Source organism: Roseomonas acroporae (genome assembly GCF_023223525.1).
GTDB lineage: Bacteria > Pseudomonadota > Alphaproteobacteria > Acetobacterales > Acetobacteraceae > Roseomonas_E > Roseomonas_E acroporae.
In genome coordinates this window covers 1-23,834 of sequence record NZ_JALPRX010000082.1, presented here as the reverse complement: position 1 = coordinate 23,834, position 23,834 = coordinate 1, and the positions used below count along the sequence as shown (strand labels likewise).

Here is a 23,834-nt window from a genome sequence, read left to right as displayed (position 1 = left end):
GCCGCGCCGCTCTCCCGGCGCGGGCGGCGGCCGCGGCCCGGCACGCCACGCCCATGCCGCCCGGCGGGGCCGTCGGCGACCCCGGCCGGCTCACGCCGCCGGTGCCCGCGCGGCGCCGGCGGCCTCGTAGACGCCACGCTCCCCGGCCACGGGCACCAGCGCCGTCTCCAGCCCGAGCATGGTCTCCGCCCCGCCCAGGTACAGCACACCGCCGGGAGCCAGTTGCGCGGTCAGGGCGCCGAGCACGCGCGACTTGGTGGGCATGTCGAAGTAGATCAGGACGTTGCGGCAGAAGATCACGTCGAAGCGGCCGAACCGCGCCGTATCCTGCAGCAGGTTGGCGTGTTCGAAGCGGGCCATGGCGCGCAGTTCCGGCGCGATCCGCCACTGCGTCCCCTCCTTGCGGAAGTGCTTCACCAGCAGTTGCACGGGCAGGCCGCGCTGCACCTCGAACTGCGTGAAGAGCCCCTCCCGCGCCCGCTCCACCACCTCCCGCGCGATGTCGGTCCCCAGGATCTCGACCCGCCGCCTGCCAGGCGCGGGGCCGAGGCCCAGGGCCAGCATGGCGGCCGAATAGGCTTCCTGCCCCGTCGAGCAGGCCGCGGACCAGATCCGCAGCGGCGCCCCGGCGGGCCCGCGCGCCAGCATCGCGGGCAGGACGCGGCGCAGATGCTCGAAGGGCCTGCTGTCCCTGAAGAAGGAGGATTCGTTGGTGGTCAGCGCCTCAACCACCTCCTGCAGCAGCGCGTCGCCGGCCGGCTGGCGCACCCGCACGGCCAGCGCATCGAGGCCGGCGAGCTTCTCGCGGCGCAGCAGCGGCGCGAGCCGCGTGTCGAGCATGTACTGCTTGTCCGGCGTCAGCACGATGCCGGAGCGGGCCTTGACCAGCTCGGCCAGGCCGGTGAAGGCCGCCGGCGTCATGCACGGACCGCCGCGGCGGCCGGCCGCCAGCGGGCCGCCGGTGCCTGCGCCAGCGCGATCAGCACCTGCCCGGCCAGGGCCGGCGGCGGCAATACGTGGCGCGCGAGGCCGGCCCGCGCCACCGCGCCCGGCATGCCCCAGACCACCGACGACGCCTCGTCCTGCGCCATCACCTCGCCGCCGGCCGCGACCACGGCGCGGCAGCCTGCCAGCCCGTCCTGGCCCATGCCGGTCAGGATCACCGCCAGCACCCGGCTGCCGCAGGCGGCGGCGAGACTGCGCAGCATCGGGTCCACGGCGGGGCGGCAGAAATTCTCGGGCGGCCCTTCCGAGAGCCGCACCGCCAGGCCGCCCGGCCCGCCGACGGCCGTCAGGTGCCGCTCCCCCGGCGCGATGTAGATCCGGTCCGGCCGCAGCGGCTCGCCCTGCACCGCCTCGGCGCAGGGCAGCACGCCGAGCCGGTTGACGTGGTCGGCCAGCATGGCGGTGAAGCCGGGGGGCATGTGCTGCACCACGAGGACCGGCACGCCGAGGCGCACCGGCGCCGCGCCGCGCAGCCCCCCGATCAGGGCCGCGAGCGCCTGCGGCCCGCCGGTGGAGCTGCCGATGGCCAGGACCTGCGGCACCCTGCCGGTCGCGGCCTCGCGTGCCGCCGGACCGGGCGGCGTGCGCGACGGGATCGGCGCAGGCGGCATGGCCGGCCGGCGGCGGGCGATTCCGGCCCACCCCTTCACCTTGGCCAGCAGTTCCGCCTGGAAGCGGCCATCCTGGAGGCCGGACGGCCCGGCCGCGCCCGGCTTCGGCACGTAGTCCGCCGCCCCGGCGCGCAGCGCCGCCATGGCGGCGGCGGCGCCACGCTGGGTCAGGCTGCTCGCGACGATCACCGCCGGCGGCGACGCGCCCCGCAGCAGCAGGGGCAGCGCGGTCATGCCGTCCATCACCGGCATCTCGAGGTCGAGCAGCACCACGTCCGGCCGTGCCTCGGCGGCGGCGGCCAGGGCCTGCCGACCGTCGGCCGCCTGCGCCACGACGCGGACGCCGGGGTCGCCCTCCAGCAGCCGGCGCATCGCGGCGCGCACCGTGGCGCTGTCGTCGCAGAGCAGGACGCGGATCGGCGTCGCCGCGCTCACGTCGGCACCTCCGGCAGCAGGCCGAGCCGGCGGAGCCTGTCGCCGAGAATGTCGGCGTCGAAGGGCTTCATGATGTACTCCTGGGCGCCCGCCTCCAGCGCCGCGACGATGCGCTCGAGGTCGGTCTCGGTGGTGCAGAGCACGACCACGGGCCGGTCGGGACCGAATTCCCGGCGCAGCGCCTTGAGGCAGGTCAGCCCGTCCATCACCGGCATGTTCCAGTCGAGCAGCACGAGGTCCGGCAGCACCTCGCGGCAGGCGGCGAGGGCCAGGGCGCCGTCCTCGGCCTCGGTGACCGCGAAGCCGAAGGTCTCCAGGAGGCGCCGTGCGATGCGGCGCACCACGCGGCTGTCGTCCACCACCAGGCAGCGGCGCTGCGTGCCGCCGCCCGGCAACGCCCCGCCCGAGGGCTCGCTCGGCATCGTCATGGCGGCGCTCAGCCGATCGCCAGCAGCCGCTCGACGTCGAGCACCAGCAGCAGGCCCTCCGCCTGCCGGTGGACGCCCCGCCCCGCCTCGCGCCAGGCCGGATCGAGGGTCGGCGGGTTGGGCACGCAGCCCGAGGCCGGCAGCGCCACGACCTCGCCGACCGCATCGACGAGCAGGCTGTAGAGTTCGCCCGACCACTCCACCACCACGTTCATCGCCGCGGCCCCCGGCCCGCGGGCCGGCAGGCCGAGGCGGCGGCGCAGGTCGATCGCGGTGACGATGCGGCCGCGCAGGTTGAGGCTGCCCGCCACCTCGGGCGGCGCGAGGGGGATGCGGGTGATCGCCTGCGCCCCCAGCACGTCGCGCACGCCGAGCGCCGGGACGCCGCAGATCTGCTGCGCCACGGTGAAGGTCAGCAAGGCCGTCACGGGCTCCTCCGCGCCTGGGCCGGCGCCGCCCGGCGCCGTCCTCACGCCGCGGGAGGCAGGTCCCGGCCCGCCCGCGGGCAGGGCGGGGGAACCGGCCGCGACACCGTCGCGGCCTGTCCCGGATGCGAGCGGCGTGGCGGCCGCGTGCGGCAGCACATCCAGCATGGGGTCGCTCTCCTTCAGCGCGCGGCCGGATGCTCGAGGCACTGCCGCAGGCTCGCGAGCAGCGCCGACCGGTCGAGCTTGGCGACGTAGTCGGTGAAGCCGGCGGCGCGGCCGCGCTCGATGTCGGCGGGCGTCACCCGGCCGGTCAGCGCGATCATCGGCAGGCCGGCCCAGGCGCCGCCCTCGCGCACCGCCCGCGCGAAGCCGTAGCCGTCCAGCTCCGGCATCTCGATGTCGGAGACGATGACGTCGAAGCCGATGCCGCCTTCGCGCAGCCTCAGCGCCTGCTGGGCGTTCTCCACGGCGGTCACCGAGAAGCCCTCCGCCGCCAGCGCCGGCACCACGAGGTGGCGGAAGAAGGCGCTGTCCTCGACGAGCAGGAGCCGGTGCCGCGCCCCGGGGGCGGGACCGGTGCCGAACCAGTCGCCGCCGGACTGCGCGTCGGCCTGGGCGAGGAAGTGCGCGCAGTCCACGATCTCGGTGACCCGGCCCGCGATCACGGCGGTGCCGAGCACGCCGGGCCGGCCGGCCATCAGCTCGATGGCCATCCGGTCCTCGATGATGTCGACGATGCGGTCCACCAGCAGGCCGAAGGTGCGCTCGCCCTCGGCGATCACCAGCACCGCCTGCCGCGCGCCGGGCGCGGGGTCGGGCGACCAGCCGGCGGCGAAGGGCAGCAGCGTCATCAGCCGACCGCGGTACTGCACCACCGGGCTGCCGCAGGACAGCTCGATCCGCTCGACCGGGATGTCCTCCAGCCGCGCCACGAGGCCGAGCGGCACCGCCTTGGGCGTCTCGTCGCCGGCGCGGAACAGCACCAGCGCGGTGCTCGCATCCGAGCGCTCGGCCAGCCAGCCGCGCTCGCGCTCGTAGCGCCGGTCCTCCTCGCCCGCCTCCGAGCCGAGGCCGGCGGCGCGCGCGATGCCGCCCGGATCGAGGATCATGATGACGCTGCCATCGCCGAGGATGGTGTTGCCCGAGAACATGGTGACGTGGCGCAGGATCGGCGCCACCGGCTTGACCACGATCTCCTCGGTGTCGAAGACGCGGTCCACGATGATGCCGAAGACGTGGGGCCCGACCTGCGTCACCACCACGAAGCCCGCCTCGCCGGCGGGGGACGCGCCGTCCGCCGCGGCCGTGGCCGCCCCGTCGAGGCGCAGCAGGGCAGGCAGCGACACCAGCGGCAGCAGCCGGTCGCGCAGCCGCATCACCCGGCTGTCCTTGATCCGCTCGACGCGCGCACCGCTGCCGCCGATGCGCACCAGCTCCACCACCGCGAGCTGCGGCACGGCGAAGCGCTCGCCGCCCGCCTCGACGATCAGCGCGGCGACGATGGCCAGGGTCAGCGGAATGCGGATGACGAAGGTGGTGCCGCGCCTCTCGGCGGTGCGCAGGTCGATGCTGCCGCCGATCCGCTCGATGTTGGTCCTGACCACGTCCATGCCGACGCCGCGGCCGGAGACCGAGGTGACCGCCGCCGCGGTGGAGAAGCCGGGGTGGAAGATGAAGCGCGCGATCTCGCGGTCCGACATGGCGGCGATCTCCGCCTCGCCCGCCAGCCCCTGCGCCAGCGCCTTGGCGCGGATGCGCGGGATGTCGAGGCCGCGGCCGTCGTCGCCGATCTCCAGGATGATGTGCCCGCCCTCGTGCCAGGCGCTCAGCTTGATCAGTCCCGCCGCCCGCTTGCCGGCGGCGCGCCGCGCCTCGGTCGACTCCAGCCCATGGTCGGCGGCGTTGCGCACCATGTGGATCAGCGGGTCCTTGATGAGTTCCAGCACCTGCCGGTCCAGCTCGGTCTCGGCGCCGTGCATCTCCAGCTCGATGCCCTTGTCGAGTTCCTGCGACAGGTCGCGCACCAGGCGCGGCAGCTTCGACCAGGCGTTGCCGATCGGCTGCATGCGGGTCTTCATCACGCCTTCCTGCAGCTCGGTCGTCAGGTGCGACAGGCGCTGCAGGGGGCCGGCGAAGGCGCCGCCGCTGTCGGCGCGCGCGAGCTGAAGGAGCTGGTTGCGGGTCAGCACCAGCTCCGAGACCAGGGTCATCAGCCCCTCGAGCACCTCCACGTTGACCCGGATCGATTGCGGCGCCCCCTGCCCCACCGGGTCCGCCGCCGCGGCCTCCGGCATGCGGGTGGCTGGCGCCTCCGGCGCCGGGGTGGACCTTGCCTCCGGCGCAGGGGTAGACCTTGCCTCCGGCGCCGGGGTGGATCTTGCCTCCGGTGCCGGGGCGGACACAGCCTCCGGCACGGGGACGGCGGCCGGCGCGGCGGCCCCGTCCGCCGGGAGCGGCGCGGCGGCGACACCCGCCGCGGGGGCCGCCGCGCGCACGGACGGGGCACGGCCCGCCGCCGCCTCGCCCAGCGCGTCGATCAGGTCGCGGTCGTCGCCCGGCGGCTCCGCCTGGCTCGTCTCCAGCGCCTGGAGGATCAGCTTGATCCGGTCGAGCCCGTGCAGGATCAGGGTGATGCCGTCCGGCGTCACCGCCAGCGTGCCGTCCCGGTACTGGCCGAGCACGTTCTCGGCCGCGTGCGCCATCGCCTCCAGGCGCGGCAGGCCGAGGAAGCCGCAGGTGCCCTTGATGGTGTGGACCAGCCGGAACACCTCGCCCAGCGTCCGGCGGTCATCCGGCGTCCGCTCCAGGCGCAGCAGCGCCGTGTCCAGCGCGGCGAGGCCCTCGCTGGTCTCGGTCAGGAAATCGGCGAGCAGGTCGTCCATCGGCGGCTCTCTTGCCTTGCTCGCCGCAGGAAACCCGTTCCGTGCGAAGATTCGGTAAAGTGCCGGCCGGCTGCCGCCCCGCCGCGCGGCCGGTCAGCCGGCGCGCGGCCGCAGCGACGGACCTTCGAGCAGCAGCACGCCGGGCCCCTCCGCCGCGCCGAGGGCGAGGCTGAGCCCGATCCCCGCCGCGTGCGCCAGCCGCGCCAGCAGGACCGGCAGCACCTCGCGCGGGCCGGCCTCGGGCGGCGCCGCCCCGTGCCCCGCGACGGCCGCCAGCTCCGCGGCCAGCCGCTTCGGCCAGGCGGCGTTGCGCCCCTCCGGCAGCAGCGCGACTCCGGTCCGCGCATCGCCGGCGACACGGATGGTGCCGCCGCGCGGCAGCGCCTCGCCCGCCACCAGGATCGCCACCAGGAGCACCTGCGACGCGCCGGGCGGGAACTCGGCGTCGTCGGGCAGGGCGACCTCCAGCCGGGCGCGGCCGCCGGCCGGCAGCCCGTCCACCAGCTCGATCAGCTCGCGCACGCCGAGGCCGATCCCGCCTCCGTAGGCGGCACGGCACAGGCGGAGCTGCCGGCGCAGGATCAGCGCCGTCTCCAGCGCCACCGCGAAGGCCTCGCGGTCGTCCCCGCCGGCCAGTTCGAGGGCCCCGGCCACCGTGCCCACGGCACCGCCGAGATCGTGGCAGAGACGCGCGCAGAGGGTCTGCGCGAGAACGAGATCAGCACCCATGCATGGCTTCCTGCACAGCGGACACGGCCCGGTGTAGGGTAGCTATCTTTACGCTTCGTTGAGGCGAAGGCATGCATACCGTGATCGAGCCGGGGATGCGCGTGCGCCATCCCACCCGCCCGGACTGGGGCGACGGCCAGGTGCAGTCCGTGGTGGGCGAGCGGGTGACGGTGAATTTCGAGAACGCCGGCAAGGTCCTGATAAACGTCGCGGTGGTGGACCTGGAGATCCTGCACGAGCCGCGCTGAGCGGGCGGGACCGGCCCGCCGGCCGCGCCCGGCGCCACCGCGCCGGGGAGAGTCGCGGCACCAGGGGGGGTTGCGGAAGCGGGGGGTTGCGGACCAAATCCACCGCGTCGCGATGCACCCGATCCCTCCCGATACCCGCCCCTTCACGCCGAGGCCCTCCATGATCGATCCGTTCGACCGGCGGATCTCCTACCTGCGCGTCTCGGTGACCGATCGTTGCGATCTCCGCTGCGTCTACTGCATGGCCGAGGAGATGACCTTCCTCCCCAAGGCCGAGCTGCTGACCCTGGAGGAGCTGGACCGGCTCTGCGGCGCCTTCGTCGATCTCGGCGTCGAGAAGCTGCGCCTGACCGGCGGCGAGCCGCTGGTGCGGCGCGACGTGATGCGGCTGTTCGAATCGCTGGGCAGGCGCCTGGCGCCGGGCGGCGGGCTGAAGGAGCTGACGCTCACCACCAACGGCACCCGCCTCGCGCAGCATGCCGAGGGGCTGCATGCCGCCGGCGTGCGGCGGATCAACGTCTCGCTCGACACGCTCGACCCCGCGACCTTCCGGGCGCTGACCCGGCGCGGCGACATCGAGCGGGTGCTGGACGGCATCTTCGCCGCCCGCGCCGCGGGCCTCGCGGTCAAGATCAACACCGTGGCGCTCAAGGGCGTCAACGAGGGCGAGATCGACCGGCTGCTGATCTGGTGCGGCGAGCACGGCTTCGACCTGACGTTGATCGAGACCATGCCGCTCGGCGAGGTGGACGGGGACCGCACCGACCAGTACCTGCCGCTCTCCCTGGTGCGCGCCCGCCTGCGCGAGCACTGGACGCTGATCGAGAGCGACCACCGCACCGGCGGCCCGGCCCGCTACGTCACCGTGCGCGAGACCGGCCAGCGCCTCGGCTTCATCACGCCGATGACCCACAATTTCTGCGAGAGCTGCAACCGCGTGCGCCTGACCTGCACCGGCACGCTCTACATGTGCCTCGGCCAGGAGGACGCGGCCGACCTGCGGCGGCCGCTGCGCGAGGGCGCCGACGACGCGACGCTGCACGCGGCCATCGCGGACGCCATCGCCCGCAAGCCGCGCGGCCATGATTTCGTCATCGACCGGCGGCACAATCGCCCGGCCCTGTCGCGCCACATGAGCGTCACCGGCGGTTGAGGATCGCGGCCGCGGCGCCCGCCGGGCCCCGGCTCGGGAGTGATAGGCTTGGGAGCGACCGGTTCAGGATCGACCGGCAGCCCGGAAGCCGCGATAACCCTCCCTGGCCGGCCGGCCCCGGGGCGACGCGGACACGCCGGGACCGCCGGCACGCCAACCGCGGCCCGGCGACCGCCCGGGCCATCCCACAGGATCGCCCGCCATGCTGCAGGATCTCGCCAACAGGCTGGTCGTACCGGGTCTGCCGGAGTGGACCGGGCTGGTCGTGCTGGTGGCGGGGCTGCTGCTCGGGCTGGCCTTCCTGCTGATGCCGTTCAGCGTGTTCGGCGTGAAGGGCCGGCTGGACGCGATCGAGGCGCAGCTCGACGAGTTGCATGCCGAGCTGCGCGGTCTCGCGCTCCAGCTGCCCGACCTGTCGCGTCGGCATACGCTGGTGGAGGATGACTGGGCCACCCCGCCGCCGCGCAGCGCCGCCGCGGAGCCGCCGCCGCGCAGCACCCCGCCGGTGCCGCCCCCGCCCGCCTGGCCCGGCCCGCCGCGCGGCAGCCGGGCGGAACCGCGCCTGGACTGGCCCGGCGACGGCCGCGGCGAGCCGCGCCGCTGACCGCTTCCCGCCGGCGGCCCGGCCCCCCGTCCGGGCGGCGGGCCGGCGCGGCGTGCGGCCGGCATCGCGGGTGGACAGGGGCGGACCGGGCCGACCCGGCGGTATCCGCGCGCGAAGCCTTGCCGACATGCCCGGCAACGGGCTTGATGCGCCTCCCGGCGGGCAGGCCACGCCCGGTCGCCGCAGCCCGCCGTGGGCCGGGGCGGATCGCAGCCCTCCGCCGCCACGGGCCGGGCGGGGGCAGGCACCCGGTCCGGGCCCGGCGGGGCGCGGCCCGGCCCCGCCCCCCGGCCCCGCCCTGGTGCGGCCTGCCCCGCGACGACGGGCCCGGCCGGCCCGACACCGCTCCGCCCGACAACGCTCTGGAGGCGAGGTCCCCGATGCGCATGACCGTGCTGCAGATGAACCCCGGGCACGACAAGGCCGCCAACATCGCGCAGGCACGCCGCCTGATCGAGTCGGCGGTCCGCGCGGACCGGCCGGACATCGTCGCCCTGCCGGAGATGTGGACCTGCCTCGGCGGCGACCGCCCCACCAAGGTGCTGGCCGCCGAGCCGCTGCCGCCGCCGGGCAGCGACGCCCCGGGCGGCGAGGCCTACGAATTCCTGCGGGAGATGGCGCGCGCCCATCGCATCCATCTCCATGGCGGCAGCCTCGCCGAGCGTCCGGATGGCGGCGAGCGCCTGTTCAACACCACCGTCGCCTTCGATCCCGACGGGCGGGAGCTGGCGCGCTACCGCAAGATCCACCTCTTCGACATCACGACGCCGGACGGCACCGGCTTCCGCGAGAGCGCCACCTACGGCGCCGGCACGGAGATCGTCACCTACGAGACCACGGGCTCCGCCGCCGGCACCAGGATCGGCTGCGCCATCTGCTACGACGTGCGCTTCCCCGAGCTGTTCCTGGCGCTGCGCCGCGCCGGGGCCGAACTGGTCTTCCTGCCCTCCGCCTTCACCCTGCAGACCGGCCGGGACCACTGGGAGGCGCTGATCCGCGCCCGCGCCATCGAGACGCAGTGCTGGTTCGCCGCCCCCGCCACCTGGGGCCAGCACCTGGACCGCGGCCAGCCGCGCACCACCTACGGCCACTCCCTCATCTGCGACCCCTGGGGCCACGTGGTGGCGAGCGCCGCCGACGGCGTCGGCTGGGCCACGGCGCGGCTCGACCCCGAGGTCACGGCGCGGGTCCGCCGCGACATGCCGGTGCTCGAACACCGCAGGCTGGCGTGATGCCGGACACGGCGCCCGTCCCGCCCGGCCTGCCGGTGCCGGGCCTCTCCCCCGCCGATGGCAGCGGCGGCGGTGCCCTGCCCGCCGCCGCCGAGGTCGGCGCCCTGCCGCATCCGCCCGAGGCGGGGCGCCTGGCGATCCTCGCCGCGCCCACCCCGGCGGCGCAGGCGGGGCGCGAGGAGCTGGTGGCCCGCTACGGCGACACCCCGCCGGAGGACGCCGCCGCCATCGTGGCGCTGGGCGGCGACGGCTTCATGCTGGAGACGCAGCACCGCTTCCTCGGCCGCAACCTGCCGGTCTACGGCATGAACCGCGGCAGCGTCGGCTTCCTGATGAACGACTACCACGCCGAGGACCTGCCCGGGCGGGTCGCCCAGGCGCAGGCCGCCCTGCTGCATCCCCTGCGCATGTGGGCCTATTGCGGCGACGAGGTTTGCCTGGAGGCGCTGGCGATGAACGAGGTCTCGCTGCTGCGCGAGAGCCGCCAGATCGCCAAGATCCGCATCCTGGTGGACGGCAAGGTGCGGCTGCCGGAGCTGGCCTGCGACGGGGTGCTGGTGGCGACGCCGGCCGGCTCCACCGCCTACAACCTCTCGGCGCACGGGCCGATCGTGCCGCTCGGCGCCAACCTGCTGGCGCTGACGCCGATCAGCGCCTTCCGTCCCCGCCGCTGGCGCGGCGCGCTGCTGCCCGGCGAGGCGGAGGTGGTGTTCGAGATCCTGGAGCGCGACAAGCGCCCCGTCGCGGCCGTCGCCGACTACACCGAGGCGCGCAACGTGCAGCGCGTGCGGGTGCGCGAGGACCGCTCGGTGACGCTGACCATGCTGTTCGACCCGGACCACGGGCTCTCGGAGCGGATCATCGCGGAGCAGTTCACGGCGTGAGGGCGGGGGCGACCCCGGCGAGGCGGCGCCACCGGCGCATCGCGTCCGCGACGATCAGCGCGTGGACGAGCAGGGCGATGGCGAGGCCGAGCGCGTGCTGCCAGGGCGCGGCCTGACCGGCGGCGGCCCGGAGCGTCGCGCCGCCGAGCGGGAGAAAGAGCAGCACCGCCGTCGCCAGCCCCGGATTCGGACGCCGCAGCCGCAGCGCGGCGCCGAGATGCGTCAGCGCGTTGACCAGGACCAGGTACGGGGCCGCCAGCCCGTAGCCCACGCCCCAGGCGAAGCCCGCGTACAGCGCGGCCAGGTTGCCGCCCCAGACCAGCGGCAGGTTGACCAGCAGCACCTCGCCGGGTGTCAGCACCTCGCGGCCGCCGAACAGGGCCCGGTTGGCGAAGCGCCGGAAGCGGTCCCCCGCGTGCTCCTCCACCTGATGCAGCATGTAGGCGGGGCCGTGCAGGTGGAGCAGCAGCAGCGCGGCGCCCAGGACGTGGCCGAGCAGCGGCGCCAGGGCGAGCAGGCCGACGGCCAGGAAGCCGGCCCCGGCCACCCAGTTCGCGGCAAGCCAGCCGATGATCCGGTCGCGCCGCATGCCCGTCGCCGCCCCCGCCACGCGTCCCGGCGGCGAACCGCCGTTCCCGCCATGGCCGGCAGGCTACGCGCCGTTCCGGCAATGAACCGTGAACGCCGCGCCCGCGCTACCGCCCGAGCCGCGCGTCCTCGCGCCAGTTCGCGCCCCCGGCACCCGACACGTAGGGGCCGCTCGTGCCGCCCCCCGCGCAGCCGGCCAGCCCGAGCAGCACGACCACCAGCAGCAGCGACGCACGCACCATCGCCCCCTCCCGCCTCAAAGCTGCGACTCCACCGGCAGCCAGCGCACCAGCCAGGCCAGCGCCCGGCGCCTGAAGGAGGCGTCCGGCTCGTGCCGCTGCACCCGCACGCCGTTGGCGGACCGGTCCACCCAGCGCAGCCGCCCGCCCGCCAGGCGCACCCGGTAGGAACGGTACGGATCCACCAGCCGCGCATGCTCCACCGCGAGGCGCGCGGCCAGTTCCCGGTTCCGCGCGAAGGCGCCCATCTCGGTGTTCAGGTTGGCCGAGCGCGGGTCGAGGTTGAAGGAGCCGACGAAGACCAGCTCGCCATCGACCGACAGCGCCTTGGTGTGCAGCGAGGCGCCGCGCGAGCCGAACACGCCGCCATCCTCGCGCCCCGAGCGCTTCAGCTCGTAGAGCTCGACGCCGCCCGCCAGCAGCGCCTTGCGGTAGCGGGCATAGCCGGCGTGCACCGCCACCACGTCGGTCGCCGCGAGGGAGTTGGTCACCACCGAGACCCGCACGCCCCGCCGCCGCAGGTCGAGCAGCAGCGCCAGCCCCTTCTCGCCCGGCACGAAGTAGGGCGAGATCAGCAGCGCCTCGCGCCGCGCGCTTTCCAGCGCCGCCAGGATCGCCGGGGCGAGGCCACCCCGGATGCGCCGGCCGGTCGCCTTCTCCGGCGGGTCGGCCAGGATGCGCACCCCGTCGGCCGGCAGCAGGCCGTTCTCGCCGCACCAGGCGGCGCAGTCGGCGGCATCCGGCCGCCGGTCGCCGCCTTCGCCGAAGCAGGCCTCCAGCCGCGCGAGATAGGGCGCGGCGGCCGCCGAGGCGGCGTGGTGGCGCAACGCCTCGCCCCAGGCCGGCAGCGCGGTCGGCTCGCAGGCGGGGGCGCCGCGCGTGTCCTGCAGGCGGCGCGCGAGGCGGTTGTTCCAGTAGCGGCGGAACACGCCCACCGCCTGCTGCACCGCCTCGCCGACCACGGCGAGGTCGAGGTCGCGGAAATTGAACTCGCCCGAGGCGTCGAAGTACTCGTCGCCGATGTTGCGCCCGCCGGTGATCACCAGCCGGTCGTCGGCGATCCACGCCTTGTTGTGCATGCGGTGGTTCAGGTGCCAGCCGCCCAGCGCGAATTCCAGCAGGAAGCCGAGCTTGCCCCAGGCCTGCCAGCGCGCGGCGTTGAACAGGCGGATCTCGATGCGCGGATGCGCCGCCAGCACCGCCACCGGCGAGCCGTCGCCCAGCACGTAGCTGTCGTCGAGCAGCAGGCGCACCCGCACGCCGCGCTCGGCCGCCTGCAGCACCTCGTGCGCCAGCAGCCGGCCGGTGATGTCGTCGTGCCAGGCGTAGTAGAGGAGGTCGAGGCTGCGGGTCGCCGCGCGCGCCGCCTCGGCGCGCAGCGCGAAGGCTTCCAGCCCGCCGGGAACCAGGGTCGCGGCAGTGCGGGCGCCCACCTCGCGCAGCAGCATGTCCACCCAGTCGTCGAGGCGCGGCACCGGGGCGGCGCGCCGCGGGACGCCCTTCTCCGGCCCCGGCTGGACATCGGCCGCCACGGGGATACGGGCTCCGGGTACCGGGCTCCCGGTCGCTGCCCCCCCGGTCATCGCCCCCCCGGTCGACGTGCCCCCGGCCGACGGCCCCCCGGTCACCGGGGCCTCGGATGTCAGGGCCGCCGTCACCACGGGGCGCCGCGCGGTCCGGCCGCGCTCATGCGGCGACGGCCACCGCCGCGGCGGCCCGTCCGGTGGCGGGCCGCGACGCGGCCAGCGCGTCGCCGATCTCCAGGTCGATCCACGCCTTGAGCGGCAGGTGGTCCGAGGCGACCGTGGCCAGCGGGCTGCGGTGCACCGCCAGGGCGCGCACCAGCCCGTAGGGCGAGCCCAGGATGCGGTCCAGCGCGAAGATCGGCAGGCGCGAGGGGAAGCTCGGCGGCCCGCCGCGCAGCGGGCCGAACAGCGGCTCCAGCCCGCGCAGCGAGGAGCGGCGGCCGGGCCGCCATTCGTTGAGGTCCCCCAGCAGCAGGGTCGGCATCCGCTCGCCTTCCGCCATGGCGGCGACCAGCGCCGCCGCCTGGCGCTCGCGGCTGCGGCGCAGCAGGCCGAGATGCGCCGCCACCACCCGCAGGCGCCCGGCCGGCAGGCGCAGATCGGCCACCACCGCGCCGCGCGGCTCGCCCGCCGGCAGCCGGATGCGCTCGATCCGCAGCAGGGTCGTGCCCGGGCGCACCAGCAGGGCGTTGCCGTGCCAGCCATGCCCGTCCGGCAGCGGCGAGACCGGCAGCAGCGAGAGGCCGCTCGCCCGCTCCAGCACCTGCGGATCCAGCAGCCCGACGCGGCGGCCGAAGCGCCGGTCGGCCTCCTGCAGCGCCACCACGTCGGCGCCGAGCTCCCCGATCACCGCGGCGACGCGGGCCGGGTCGAAGCGCCCGTCCACGCCGACGCACTTGTGGACGTTGTAGGAGGCGACCAGCACGCGGCGCTCCGGCGCGCCGACCGGCGGCGGCGGGTGCGGCAGGCCGGCGGAGGCGGGCGTGCCGCCGCGGTGCTGGGCGCGCGCCAGCCTGGCGTCCAGGCCGTGCGGGGTCGGTAGGGCTGGCTCGGATTGCACGGAGGCGTCGAACCCGGATCGCTGTTGGCGGAGAAGGCTCAGGCCGGCAGCCCGACCACCCCAATCTAGGCCCTGACCCATGCCGTTCCAAGCGTGGCTCCCAGCGCGGTTCCGGATGCGGCGGCCGGCGGGGCAACGGATGGGGCACCGGATGCCGCGGCCGGCACGGAGCAGAGCGCCGGCGACGCGGGCGGGTTCCGGCACGCCCGGAGCCGTTCCGGCCTGACCGCATCGGGCCGGAACGGCTCCAGCCCTATCCGGCGCAGCTTCCGGGGCGCCCGGCTCGGGAATGCCCTATTCGCGCCGCAGCAGCCGGTCGTTCACCGCGCGCGCCAGCCCGCCCGCCACCCCCCCCGAGGCGAAGTCGCGGGCCAGCGCCTCGGGGTCGTATTCCCGCCGGACCCAGTCGAGGAAGGGCAGCCGCCCCTCGGCATCGCGCGCGTAGCGCAGGAACACGGCCCGCAGGATGCCGGCCGGCGAGCGCGCCAGGTGGCCGTGCCGCAGCGAGAGCTGGCCCAGCGCCGCCGCACTGCCCTCCCCCTGCAGCAGCAGGTACAGGCCGGCGGCGAAGCCGGCCCGGTCCGCCCCGGACTTGCAGAACACCAGCGCCGGTTCCGCCATCCCGGCATAGATCCCGGCGAGGTGCAGGATCGCCTCCCGCGTCGGCGCCCGGCGCGAGCGCAGCGGCGCGTCGAGGAAGGCGAGGCCCAGCGCCGCGGCGCGCTGACGCGCCAGCGCGTCCGATCCGTTGCCCGTCGCCCCGCGCAGGTTGACCAGCGTCCGCAGGCCGAGGCGACGGGTCAGCGCCGAGAGGCGGCGCGGGTCGGGGTAGTTGCAGCGGTAGAGCCGCCCCGGGACCACCGTCGCGGCGTTGGTCCAGGCCAGGCGCAGCAGCCCGTGATCGACCAGCAGGCTGTCGGCCCAGGCCAGCGCCCGGCCGCGCGGGGTGGCGAGGTCGCCGCGGAAGATCGTGTCCATCGCGGCGCGCCTCAGAGTGTGTGAAGACATCGAACCTGCGAAGGAATGCCCGTTGAAAGGGCTCGTCTCTTTCGGCCGGTTTCAACGCTGACGGGCATTCTTCCACAAACTCTCTCAGGCCGCCGTCATCTCGTCCAGCGGCCAGCGCGGGCGCGGCGCGTGGCCCAGCGCCTCGTCCGGCGGCCCGGCCAGCCCCAGCCGCAGCCGCTCGATGCCGGCCCAGGCCACCATCACCGCGTTGTCGGTGCACAGGCGCACCGGCGGCGCCACCAGCCGCGCCCCGCCCCGCTCGGCCACCGCCGCCAGCGCCCGGCGCACCGCCCCGTTGGCCGCGACGCCCCCGGCGACCACCACGCCGCGCGCCGCCGGCAGCATCGCCAGCGCGTTCGCCGCCCGGTCCGCCAGCGCCGTCGCGACGGCCGCCTGGAAGGCGGCGGCGAGGTCGGCGCGCGTCCGTTCCGCCATCGTCCCGTCCTCCCCCGCCTCACGCGCCACGTGCTGCGCCACGGCGGTCTTGAGCCCGCTGAAGGAGAAGTCGCAGCCCGGCCGCCCGACCATCGGCGCCGGCAGGCGGAAGCGCGCGGGATCGCCCGACTCCGCGAGGCGCTCCAGCGCCGGCCCGCCCGGCCAGGGCAGGCCGAGCAGCTTGGCGGACTTGTCGAAGGCCTCGCCCACCGCGTCGTCCAGCGTGGTGCCGAGGCGCCGGTAGCGGCCGACGCCCTCCACCGCCACGCACTGGCAGTGCCCGCCGGAGAGCAGCAGCAGCAGGTAGGGGAATTCCACCCCGCCCTCGACCAGCCCCGGCAGGCGCGCGGTCAGCGCGTGCGCCTCCAGGTGGTTCACCGCGACGAAGGGCAGCCCGTGCGCCAGGGCGATGCCCTTGCCGAGGCTCGCCCCGACGATCAGGCCGCCGATCAGGCCGGGGCCGGAGGTGGCGGCGACGCCGCCGAGATCGGCGAAGCCCAGCCCCGCCTCGGCCATGGCGCGGCGCGCGAGGCCGGGCAGGTGCGCCAGGTGCGCCCGCGCCGCGATCTCGGGGACCACCCCGCCGAAGCGGGCATGCTCGTCGAGCTGGCTCAGCACCAGCTCGGCCAGGATGGCGCCGTCCGGCGCGAGCACGGCGGCGGCCGTCTCGTCGCAGCTCGACTCCAGGCCGAGCACGGGACGGTCAAGCATGGGGGCGGTCCAGCGGCGCGGTTCCGCGCGGGGTCATGGTCGGGGCGGGCTCCAGGCCGGCATCGGGGCGCGCGGCATCGGCGAGGCATATAGGCGCCCTCGCGCGAAAGCGGCAGGCACCCGCGCCCATGGCAGGCCCCGCTTTCCGGCGGCCGGCGTTGCCGGCGGCGCGTCGCCTTCGATGGCGCCTCGCGCCGCCGGCCCGGCCGCTCCCTGGCGATCCGACTCAGGCGCGGGCGCTGACCAGCGCGAACAGCGCCCCCTGCGGATCGAGCGCCTGCACGACCCAGGTGCCGCCGGGCACCTGATGCGGGCCGTTGACCACCATGCCGCCGGCGGCCCGCAGCCGCGCCACCGCCTCGGCCAGCCCGTCCACCTGGATGTAGTAGATCCAGAAGGAGGCCGGCACCATCGGCGGGCGGGTCATCATGCCGCCCAGCACCTCCCCTTCCGCGGCGAAGAGCTGGTAGCTGCCGAACAGGCCCATCGGGATCGCCCGGTCCTTGGTCCAGCCGAACAGCCCGGCGTAGAAGGCGAAGCCGGCCTCGCGGTCGCTGGTCACCAGCTCGCGCCAGCTCACATGGCCGGGCGCGCCCGGCGCGCGCGGCGGCGGCGGCTCGCGCGTGGTGGCGAACAGCACGAAGACGGCGCCCTGCGGATCGGCGGCCACGGCGAAGCGGCCCACCCCGGGAATGTCGGTCGGCGGGTGGCGGATCTGCCCGCCCGCCGCCGTCACCCGCGCCGCGCAGCCATCCACGTCGTCCACCGCGACGTAGCCGACCCAGCCCGGGCGGGCGCCGCGGGCGCGCGCCTCCTCCGGCAGGGTCAGCAGGCCGGCGGCCTCGGCTCCCGCCTCGCCCTCCCCCGGGGCGCCGGGGACGCGGAAGAGGGTGTAGGGCTTGTCCGGCTGCCCGGCCGGCGACGCCTCCCAGCCGATCACGGCGCGGTAGAAGGCCTCGGCCGCCGCCGCGTCGGTGGTCATCAGCTCGTACCAGACGAAGCGTCCGGATGGGCGATCCTGCGGGTCCGACATGCGGGCTCCTTTCATGCGCGGCGTGAGAACGCCGCCGGCCATGCGCGGCGTGAGAGCGCCGCCGGCCATGCGCGGCGTGAGAGCGCCGCCGGCCATGCGCGGCGAGGGAGCGCCGGCGGCGCGGCCCGATCCGCTCGCGCCTTTCCCCGGACGGGACATGTATCCCGGTCCGCGACGGGCTTCACCCCCGCGCGGGCAACCGGCGCGACGCGACGCCCGTCGTTCCGGGCCGATCCACGGCAACGACGGCCCGCCGGGGACCACGCCGGGGCCGCGTCGTTCCTCCGGCACCCCGCGCGCCGGCGCAACGGCCGCGAAGGTTCGCCGGATCGCAGCCGCCGGGAACGGCATGCCCGGTGGGCCGGATCTCCGGTGCAGCGGACCCACCGCCCCCCGGCGGAAAGGCGACATCGGCAGGCGTATCGTCCATCGGCCCAACTCGCGATGGTAGTCGTCCACCCGAAGGTTTGGCACCATCGCTTGCTTTCGATATCGTTACGGTGGAGGAAATCCGTGTCCACGGAGTATGTTCTGAAGTGCCCGAGCGCCCAGGTCCACGCGACCTATGCCGTGATCGGCAAGCTGGAGGCGGGCGACAGGCTGACGATCCCCAACCTTACCGGGTGCATGGGCCTCATCTGCGCCATTCCCGACGGCAGGGCGCTCATGGTCCACGATGCGAGAACGGCCTACCCCGTGGCGAGGGCGAAATTCCTGTCCTTCGTCCGGGAGAACGACGCGAGCCGGATCGATCTGGTGTTCAGCGGGGACAGCGGCTTCAACCAGACCGGCCTGTTCAGGCAGCACGGGATCAACATCAGGGAGAAGGCCAGGTACGGGAAGCAGATCCCGGACGGCAATTCCATCTCGTGGCCGGAACAGGGCGGAAAGCCCGCCGACCGGCAGGATGTCGGCGCGGAGGCCAGCACCAGCACGAGCTACGAGAAATTCGATGTCCTGACCGAATCCGATGCCAGATGGGCCGACGACCAGGGCGTGCAACAGTGCCCCTCGTGCAGAAAGTCCTTCGGCGTCTTCCTGCGGCGGCACCACTGCCGGAACTGCGGCAGGATCATGTGCAACAATTGCGGCAGCAAGGTTTCGGGGCTCATGGGCATCAACGGCCATGTGCTGCCCAAGAACTGGTACTGCACCAATTGCCTGGATCCCCATGGGCGCCTGACCTGGACGAACGACTGGTGAGCGGCGGGCGGTCCGGCCGCCGGACCGCCCGCCGCCTCAGAACCGCTCCGGCGCGAAGGGCGAGAAGTCGAAATTCGGCCGCCGCCCCAGCATGGCCTGCGCCAGCAGCGCGCCGGTCGGCGCCGAGCCGGTCAGGCCGAGATGGCCGTGCCCGAAGGCCGTCCACAGGCCGGGCCAGCGCGCCACCGGGCCCAGCACCGGCAGGCTGTCCGGCAGGCAGGGACGGTGGCCCATCCAGGGCTCCCCCGCCGGCTCGGTGCGCATGCCGGGGAACAGGGCGGCGAGGTCGCGCAGCAGCAGCGCGGCGCGCTGCGGGTCGGCCGGGCGCTGCAGCCCGCCGAACTCCACCGTGCCGGCGACGCGCACGCCGAAATCCATCGGCGAGACGAACACCTTGCGGTCCGCCGCCACCACCGGCCGGCGCGGCCGGATGCCGGGCGCGTGCAGGTCCACGTGGTAGCCGCGCTGGCTCTCCAGCGGCACGCGGTAGCCGAGCGGGCGCAGCAGCGGCGCCGACCAGGCGCCGGCGGCGATCACCACCCGCGCGGCCGGCACCCGCCCGGCATCGGTCTCGACGCCGACCACGCGCCCGCCTTCCGTGGCGATGGCGGTGGCGCGGCGGCGCAGGAAGACGCCGCCGGCGCGCTGCACCCCGTCCGCCACCATCTGCGCGTGCCGCCACGGGTTCACGCAGAGCCCCTGCTCCGGCACGAGGATGCCGATCGCGTAGTCGGGCGAGACGGCGGGCTCCAGCTCGTGCAGTTCGGCCGAGTCCAGGCGCTGCCAGTGCTGGCCGTGCCGGCGGCGCAGCTCCCAGCCGGTCATGTCCTTGGTGAGCTGCGACTCGTCGCGGTAGGCGTAGAGCTGGCCGTTGTCCTCCAGCAGGTGCGAGGCGCCCTCGGCCGCCGCGATCTCCCGGTGCCGCTCCGGCGCGTGGGCGAGCAGGCGCGACAGCGCCTCCGCGATGGCGGCGACCCGCTCCGGCCGCGCCGCCGACACGAAGCGGGCGAGCCAGGGCAGCGCGCGCGGCCAGTAGGCGGGCGGCACGCGCAGCGCGCCGGCGGGGTCGAGCAGCATGCGCGGCACCTGCTTCAGCACGCCGGGCATGGCCAGCGGCGCCACCGAGCCCTGGCTGATCGCTCCCGCATTGCCCGAGGAGGTGCCGCTGCCCGGCGCCGCCGGGTCCAGCACCGTCACCGTGGCGCCGTCGCGTGCCCCACCCTCCCGCAGCAGGTACCAGGCGACGCACAGCCCGACGATGCCGGCGCCGATCACCACGGTGTCCCCGACGGCTTCCCCCGGGTGGTCGCCGGGCAGGCCGCTGCCGGCCGCGTCGGGCGCGGCGCGGCGCGCGGCGCCGCCTTCCCGTCCTGTCATCCACATGCCCGGCATCCTGCCGCAGCGCCGGGCCGCGCGGAAGCCGGGCGACACGGCACCGCGCGGGCGCGCCGGCCGGCGCGGCGTTGACGCGCCCGCCGCCCGGCCGGAACCTCGCCCCGGCCACCACGCGACCCTGGCCGCGCCGTCGGGCCCCGACTCCGGACCACGACTCCGGGCCCCGACTCCGGACCACGACGCCGGTCCGGGAGATGAGGAGACACGCCATGAACGTCAGCGCCGAGCGCATCCGCCGGCAGATCAGCAACGTGCTGCTCGCCTGGGGCATGCCGGAGGACCTGGTGGCCACCACCGCCGAGATCATGGTCGAGACCGACCTGATGGGCGTGGACAGCCACGGCATCTCGATGCTGATGACCTACGAGGACCTGCGCACGAAGGGCGGGCTGAAGCTCGACGCCCGGCCGCGCGTGCTGCGCGACGCGCCCGGCACGGCGCTGATCGACGGCGGCGACGGGCTCGGCCACCCGGTCACGGTGATGGCGACCGACCTCGCCGTGGACAAGGCGCTGCGGAACGGCGTCGGCGTGGTGGGGGTGCGCAACTCGCACCATTTCGGCGCGGCCGGCGTCTATGCCCGGCGCGGCGTGGCGCGCGGCGCGGTGGTGATGCTGGCCAGCTCGACCCGAGGCGTGAACATGGTGCCGACGCGCGGTCGCATGCCGGTGCTCGGCACCAACCCGCTGGCCTTCGCGGCGCCGACGAAGCGGAACGCGCCCTTCGTGCTGGACATGGCGACCACCACGGTCGCGGCCAACAAGGTGAAGGTCTACGACCTGAACGAGAAGCCGATACCGCCGGGCTGGGTGGTGGACGCGGCCGGGCAGCCGGTGACGGATTCGCGGGAGGGCTTCGACGTCGTCTACAACCAGCCGGCGGGCGGGCTGACGCCGCTCGGCGGCACGCCGGAATCGGGCAGCCACAAGGGCTACGGCCTCGCCACGATGGTGCACATCCTGGGCGGCGTGCTGGTCGGCGCCTCCTTCTCGCCGCTCCGCAAGCGGACCGAGAAGCCGGGCGACCCGAACAACATCGGCCACTTCGTGATGGCGCTGGACCCGGCGCTGTTCCGGGAGCCGGGCGAATTCGAGGACGACCTCGACGCGGTGATCGACGAGCTGCACGCGACGCCGCCGGCCGATCCGGCGAAGCCCGTGCTGGTGGCCGGCGAGCCGGAGGACGCGACGCGCGCGCGCCGGCTGGCCGAGGGCGTGCCGGTGCCGCCCTCGCTGCAGAAGAAGCTGCGGGACATCTGCGCGCGCTGCGGGGCGGAATACGTGCTGGCGGAAGGCTGAGCCGGCGGGCCCGCCGCCGGGCCGCGTCGGCGGCCCGGCAAGGGCGGGGCCAGGCGGCGCGGGGTCCCCGCTATCCGGCCCGCAGCCCCAGCCGCCGCACCAGCGCCCGCTGCCGCGCCGCCTCCTCGCCCAGGAACGCCGCGTAGCTGAGCGGGTCCAGGTAGGCCGTGGTCATCACGCAGAGCTCCAGCACGCCCTGCACCTGCGGGTCGCGCAGCGCCGCCGCGAAGGCGTCGTGCAGGGCGGCGGCGGTGTCCGCGGGAAGTCCCAGCGGCGCCACCAGGCCGAAGGGCGAGGTCACCACCATGCCGTAGCCCAGGTCGAGCAGGGTCGGCACGTCGGGCCAGCGCATGGAGCGCGTGTCGCTCCACAGGTTCAGCCAGCGGAGGACGCCGCGATCCACCTCGACCCCGAGGCCGCCGGTGCCGGCCACGGCGTCCACCCGCCCGTCCAGCAGCGCCGCCACCCCTTCGGCATCGCCGTTCTCCTCGACCGGCGCCAGCGAGACGCCCGCGCGCGCCGCGATCATCTCCATGGCGACGTGGCTGCTGCCGTTGGTGCCCCAGTGGGCGTAGCGCAGCGCGCCCGGCTGGCGCCGCGCCTCGGCGAGGAAGCCGGCCCAGTCCGGGAAGCGGTCATCGTCGGCGCGCACGGCGAGGCCGAAGGTGTAGCCGGCGAGTTGCAGCAGGTGGGTGAAGTCGCGCGCCGCGTCGAACAGCACAGTCTGGCCCGACTCGGCCCGGATCGCCTGCTGGCGCAGCGCCGAGATCGGCAGGGCGGCGATGAGCCGGCCGTCCGGGAAGGCCCGCGCCACCGCGATCGCCCCCTGCGAGCCGGCGGCGCCGGGGCGGTTCTCCACCAGCACCGGCTGCCCGAGGCGGGGCGCGGCGGCGGCGGCCAGGGCACGCAGGAACAGGTCGGTGCCGCCGCCCGCCGCGAAGGGACAGATCAGCGTGACCGGCCCGTCGAGCGGCGAGGGCCGGCCGGCCGGCTGCGCGGGCGCCGGGCGGGGCATCAGGCCGGGAGGCAGCGCGGCCAGCAGCGCGGCGGCCAGGGTAGCGCGGCGGGAGCAGGGTTGCATCGTCACTCCGTGGCGCAGGCGGAGCCGCGGGCCGGGCCCCTCCGTCCGGCGGCCCCGGCCCAGCGGTCCTGTCCGGCGGTCCTGTCCGGCGGCGGAATGCCGGTTCCCGTCGGAAAAGGGGAGAAGGCCGTGCCGCCTCCGCCGCGCGACGCCGCCCGGGCACAGGTTCATCCGCCCGTGCGCGCCTGTCGAGAGGCATGGCGTCCGGCCGCCTGCCACGCCGGGGAAGCGCGCGGCGCCGCTTCTGCCCCGGCGGGCGCTGCTCTACACCGTCCTGCATCGCCGGGCCTGTCCCGCCGGCGCGCCATGGGGAAACGCGATGCAGGATGTGAAGGCGCTGCTGTTCGACGTGTTCGGCACGGTGGTGGACTGGCGCGGCGGCGTGGCGCGGGAGGCGGCGCCGTTCCTGGCCGCGCACGGGCTCGGGCAGGTGGACCCGGCGGCCTTCGCCGATGCCTGGCGCCGCCGCTACCAGCCGGCGATGGAGGCGGTGCGCAGCGGCCGCCGTCCCTACACGCGGCTCGACGTGCTGCACCGCGAGAACCTGGAGGCGGTGCTGCGCGACCACGGGCTCGACCCGGCCACGGTGCCGGAGGCGGAACTGGCCGCGCTCAACCTCGCCTGGCACCGGCTGGACCCCTGGCCGGACTCGGTGCCGGGGCTGACGCGGCTGAAGCGCGTCTTCGTCATCGCGCCGCTCTCGAACGGCAACATCGTGCTGATGCTCGACATGGCCAAGCGCGCCGGCATTCCCTGGGACGCGATCCTGGGCGCCGAGGTGGCGCGCGCCTACAAGCCGACGCCCGAGGCCTATCTGCGCACCGCCGAGGTGCTGGCGCTGGCGCCGGCGCAGTGCTGCCTGGTCGCGGCGCACAACGGCGACCTGAAGGCGGCCCGCGCCTGCGGCTTCCGCACCGCCTTCGTCGCGCGCCCCACCGAGCACGGCCCCGGGCAGCGGTCGGACCTGCACGCGGAGGAGGCGTGGGACGTGGTGGCGACGGATTTCGAGGATCTGGCGACCCGGCTCGGCGTGTGAGCGGCGGGCGGGCCGCGGGTCCGGCGGCGGGCGGGACGGCCCATGCGGTTCCGCACGGGTGCGGCCCCGCATGATTCGCCGGTCCGGCACGCGGCCGCCCCGCCGACCCCGCGCGCGATACCGGCCCGCACGGGTCGGGACCCGTGCGGGCCGGCATCAGGCGATGCCGTGCCAGTACCGCGGGTCGGCGGTGCCCAGCAGGCCGCCGGCGACGACGGCGGCGCCGTCCAGCGCCCAGAGCAGCACCTCGCCGCCGGCGCCATGCCACAGGATGTCCGCCCGGCCATCCGCGTCGGCATCGGCGAAGCCGGCCACGGTCCAGTAGGCGGGATCGGCCATGCCGATCAGCCCGCCGCCGACGATCCGCGTCCCGTCCAGCGCCCAGAGCGCCACCTCGCCGCCGGCGCCGCGCCACAGGATGTCCGCCAGGCCGTCGCCGGTCGCGTCGGCGAGGCCGGCCACGGTCCAGTAGGCGGGGTCGGCCATGCCGACCAGCCCGCCGCCGGCGACCCGCGCCCCGTCCAGCGCCCAGAGCAGCACCTCGCCGCCGGCGCCGCGCCACAGGATGTCCGCCAGGCCGTC

24 protein-coding genes are annotated in these 23,834 nt (G+C 75.7%); 8 read left to right on the top strand and 16 right to left on the bottom strand.

Translation table 11 applies throughout. The features are described from left to right. Positions 1-90 precede the first annotated feature (90 nt). The 6 genes from M0638_RS18705 to M0638_RS18680 form a co-directional block, all read right to left on the bottom strand. The gene (locus M0638_RS18705; RefSeq protein WP_248668523.1) at positions 91-921 is read right to left on the bottom strand and encodes a CheR family methyltransferase; all 831 of its coding nucleotides are present in this window, start codon (positions 919-921) and stop codon (positions 91-93) included. Then, positions 918-2,051 (bottom strand): chemotaxis-specific protein-glutamate methyltransferase CheB, encoded by a 1,134-nt coding sequence (gene cheB / locus M0638_RS18700; RefSeq protein WP_345893049.1) that lies wholly within the window; start codon positions 2,049-2,051, stop codon positions 918-920. The genes M0638_RS18705 and cheB overlap by 4 nt, the downstream gene beginning before the upstream one ends. After that, positions 2,048-2,479 (bottom strand): response regulator, encoded by a 432-nt coding sequence (locus M0638_RS18695; RefSeq protein WP_456316046.1) that lies wholly within the window; start codon positions 2,477-2,479, stop codon positions 2,048-2,050. The genes cheB and M0638_RS18695 overlap by 4 nt, the downstream gene beginning before the upstream one ends. A gap of 8 nt (positions 2,480-2,487) precedes the next feature. Beyond that, positions 2,488-2,907 (bottom strand): chemotaxis protein CheW, encoded by a 420-nt coding sequence (locus M0638_RS18690; protein ID WP_248668522.1) that lies wholly within the window; start codon positions 2,905-2,907, stop codon positions 2,488-2,490. Positions 2,908-3,086: 179 nt separating this feature from the next. Then, complete coding sequence (locus M0638_RS18685; RefSeq protein ID WP_248668521.1) at positions 3,087-5,789, bottom strand: hybrid sensor histidine kinase/response regulator; 2,703 nt, start codon at positions 5,787-5,789, stop codon at positions 3,087-3,089. Positions 5,790-5,882: 93 nt separating this feature from the next. After that, on the bottom strand, positions 5,883-6,518 hold the full coding sequence (locus M0638_RS18680) for a histidine phosphotransferase family protein (protein ID WP_248668520.1): 636 nt from the start codon (positions 6,516-6,518) through the stop codon (positions 5,883-5,885). Positions 6,519-6,589: 71 nt separating this feature from the next. On the opposite strand from M0638_RS18680, the gene M0638_RS18675 reads away from it, so the two are divergent. The 5 genes from M0638_RS18675 to M0638_RS18655 all read left to right on the top strand — a co-directional run bounded on the left by M0638_RS18675 (position 6,590) and on the right by M0638_RS18655 (position 10,639). Then, the gene (locus tag M0638_RS18675; protein WP_248668519.1) at positions 6,590-6,766 is read left to right on the top strand and encodes a DUF3553 domain-containing protein; all 177 of its coding nucleotides are present in this window, start codon (positions 6,590-6,592) and stop codon (positions 6,764-6,766) included. Between the two features lie 160 nt (positions 6,767-6,926). Then, positions 6,927-7,919 (top strand): GTP 3',8-cyclase MoaA, encoded by a 993-nt coding sequence (gene moaA / locus M0638_RS18670; RefSeq protein ID WP_248668518.1) that lies wholly within the window; start codon positions 6,927-6,929, stop codon positions 7,917-7,919. 202 nt (positions 7,920-8,121) lie between these two features. After that, positions 8,122-8,523 (top strand): hypothetical protein, encoded by a 402-nt coding sequence (locus tag M0638_RS18665; RefSeq protein ID WP_248668517.1) that lies wholly within the window; start codon positions 8,122-8,124, stop codon positions 8,521-8,523. Positions 8,524-8,903: 380 nt separating this feature from the next. Beyond that, positions 8,904-9,755, top strand: coding sequence for a carbon-nitrogen hydrolase family protein (locus M0638_RS18660; protein WP_248668516.1), 852 nt, complete (start codon positions 8,904-8,906; stop codon positions 9,753-9,755). Then, positions 9,755-10,639, top strand: coding sequence for an NAD kinase (locus tag M0638_RS18655; RefSeq protein ID WP_248668515.1), 885 nt, complete (start codon positions 9,755-9,757; stop codon positions 10,637-10,639). Before M0638_RS18660 ends, M0638_RS18655 begins: the two co-directional genes overlap by 1 nt. Here M0638_RS18655 and M0638_RS18650 read toward each other — a convergent pair. The 7 genes from M0638_RS18650 to M0638_RS18625 all read right to left on the bottom strand — a co-directional run bounded on the left by M0638_RS18650 (position 10,629) and on the right by M0638_RS18625 (position 17,239). Beyond that, entirely contained in the window at positions 10,629-11,228 is a 600-nt protein-coding gene (locus M0638_RS18650; RefSeq protein ID WP_248668514.1) for an HXXEE domain-containing protein, read from the bottom strand. The genes M0638_RS18655 and M0638_RS18650 overlap by 11 nt on opposite strands. Before the next feature lie 106 nt (positions 11,229-11,334). Continuing rightward, positions 11,335-11,469, bottom strand: coding sequence for a hypothetical protein (locus M0638_RS28905; protein ID WP_282572150.1), 135 nt, complete (start codon positions 11,467-11,469; stop codon positions 11,335-11,337). A gap of 14 nt (positions 11,470-11,483) precedes the next feature. Continuing rightward, complete coding sequence (locus tag M0638_RS18645) at positions 11,484-12,998, bottom strand: phospholipase D family protein (protein WP_248668513.1); 1,515 nt, start codon at positions 12,996-12,998, stop codon at positions 11,484-11,486. A gap of 154 nt (positions 12,999-13,152) precedes the next feature. Further along, a complete protein-coding gene (locus M0638_RS18640) occupies positions 13,153-14,052 on the bottom strand; it encodes an endonuclease/exonuclease/phosphatase family protein (RefSeq protein ID WP_248668512.1) in 900 nt (299 codons plus the stop codon). A gap of 294 nt (positions 14,053-14,346) precedes the next feature. After that, the gene (locus tag M0638_RS18635; RefSeq protein WP_248668531.1) at positions 14,347-15,021 is read right to left on the bottom strand and encodes a protein-tyrosine phosphatase family protein; all 675 of its coding nucleotides are present in this window, start codon (positions 15,019-15,021) and stop codon (positions 14,347-14,349) included. A 123-nt stretch (positions 15,022-15,144) separates the two neighbouring features. Further along, positions 15,145-16,206 carry a tRNA (adenosine(37)-N6)-threonylcarbamoyltransferase complex transferase subunit TsaD gene (gene tsaD, locus M0638_RS18630; RefSeq protein ID WP_248668511.1) on the bottom strand — a complete coding sequence of 354 codons (1,062 nt, stop codon included), beginning with the start codon at positions 16,204-16,206 and terminating at the stop codon, positions 15,145-15,147. Between the two features lie 226 nt (positions 16,207-16,432). Further along, positions 16,433-17,239, bottom strand: a complete 807-nt coding sequence (locus M0638_RS18625; protein ID WP_248668510.1) for a VOC family protein — start codon at positions 17,237-17,239, stop codon at positions 16,433-16,435. A gap of 513 nt (positions 17,240-17,752) precedes the next feature. Here M0638_RS18625 and M0638_RS18620 point away from each other — a divergent pair. Further along, complete coding sequence (locus M0638_RS18620; RefSeq protein ID WP_248668509.1) at positions 17,753-18,442, top strand: FYVE zinc finger domain-containing protein; 690 nt, start codon at positions 17,753-17,755, stop codon at positions 18,440-18,442. 36 nt (positions 18,443-18,478) lie between these two features. On the opposite strand, the gene M0638_RS18615 is transcribed toward M0638_RS18620, so the two are convergent. Continuing rightward, complete coding sequence (locus tag M0638_RS18615; protein ID WP_248668508.1) at positions 18,479-19,825, bottom strand: NAD(P)/FAD-dependent oxidoreductase; 1,347 nt, start codon at positions 19,823-19,825, stop codon at positions 18,479-18,481. A 221-nt stretch (positions 19,826-20,046) separates the two neighbouring features. Between M0638_RS18615 and M0638_RS18610 the strand changes: the two genes are divergently transcribed. Further along, positions 20,047-21,135 (top strand): Ldh family oxidoreductase, encoded by a 1,089-nt coding sequence (locus tag M0638_RS18610; RefSeq protein WP_248668507.1) that lies wholly within the window; start codon positions 20,047-20,049, stop codon positions 21,133-21,135. A 70-nt stretch (positions 21,136-21,205) separates the two neighbouring features. Here M0638_RS18610 and M0638_RS18605 read toward each other — a convergent pair whose 3' ends face one another. Next, positions 21,206-22,216, bottom strand: coding sequence for a tripartite tricarboxylate transporter substrate binding protein (locus M0638_RS18605; protein WP_248668506.1), 1,011 nt, complete (start codon positions 22,214-22,216; stop codon positions 21,206-21,208). Positions 22,217-22,535: 319 nt separating this feature from the next. Here M0638_RS18605 and M0638_RS18600 point away from each other — a divergent pair, with 319 nt between their 5' ends. Continuing rightward, positions 22,536-23,252, top strand: a complete 717-nt coding sequence (locus tag M0638_RS18600; RefSeq protein WP_248668505.1) for a haloacid dehalogenase type II — start codon at positions 22,536-22,538, stop codon at positions 23,250-23,252. 156 nt (positions 23,253-23,408) lie between these two features. Here M0638_RS18600 and M0638_RS18595 read toward each other — a convergent pair. Further along, positions 23,409-23,834 (bottom strand): FG-GAP-like repeat-containing protein (locus M0638_RS18595; RefSeq protein ID WP_248668504.1); only part of this gene is annotated, 426 nt, incomplete at its 5' end.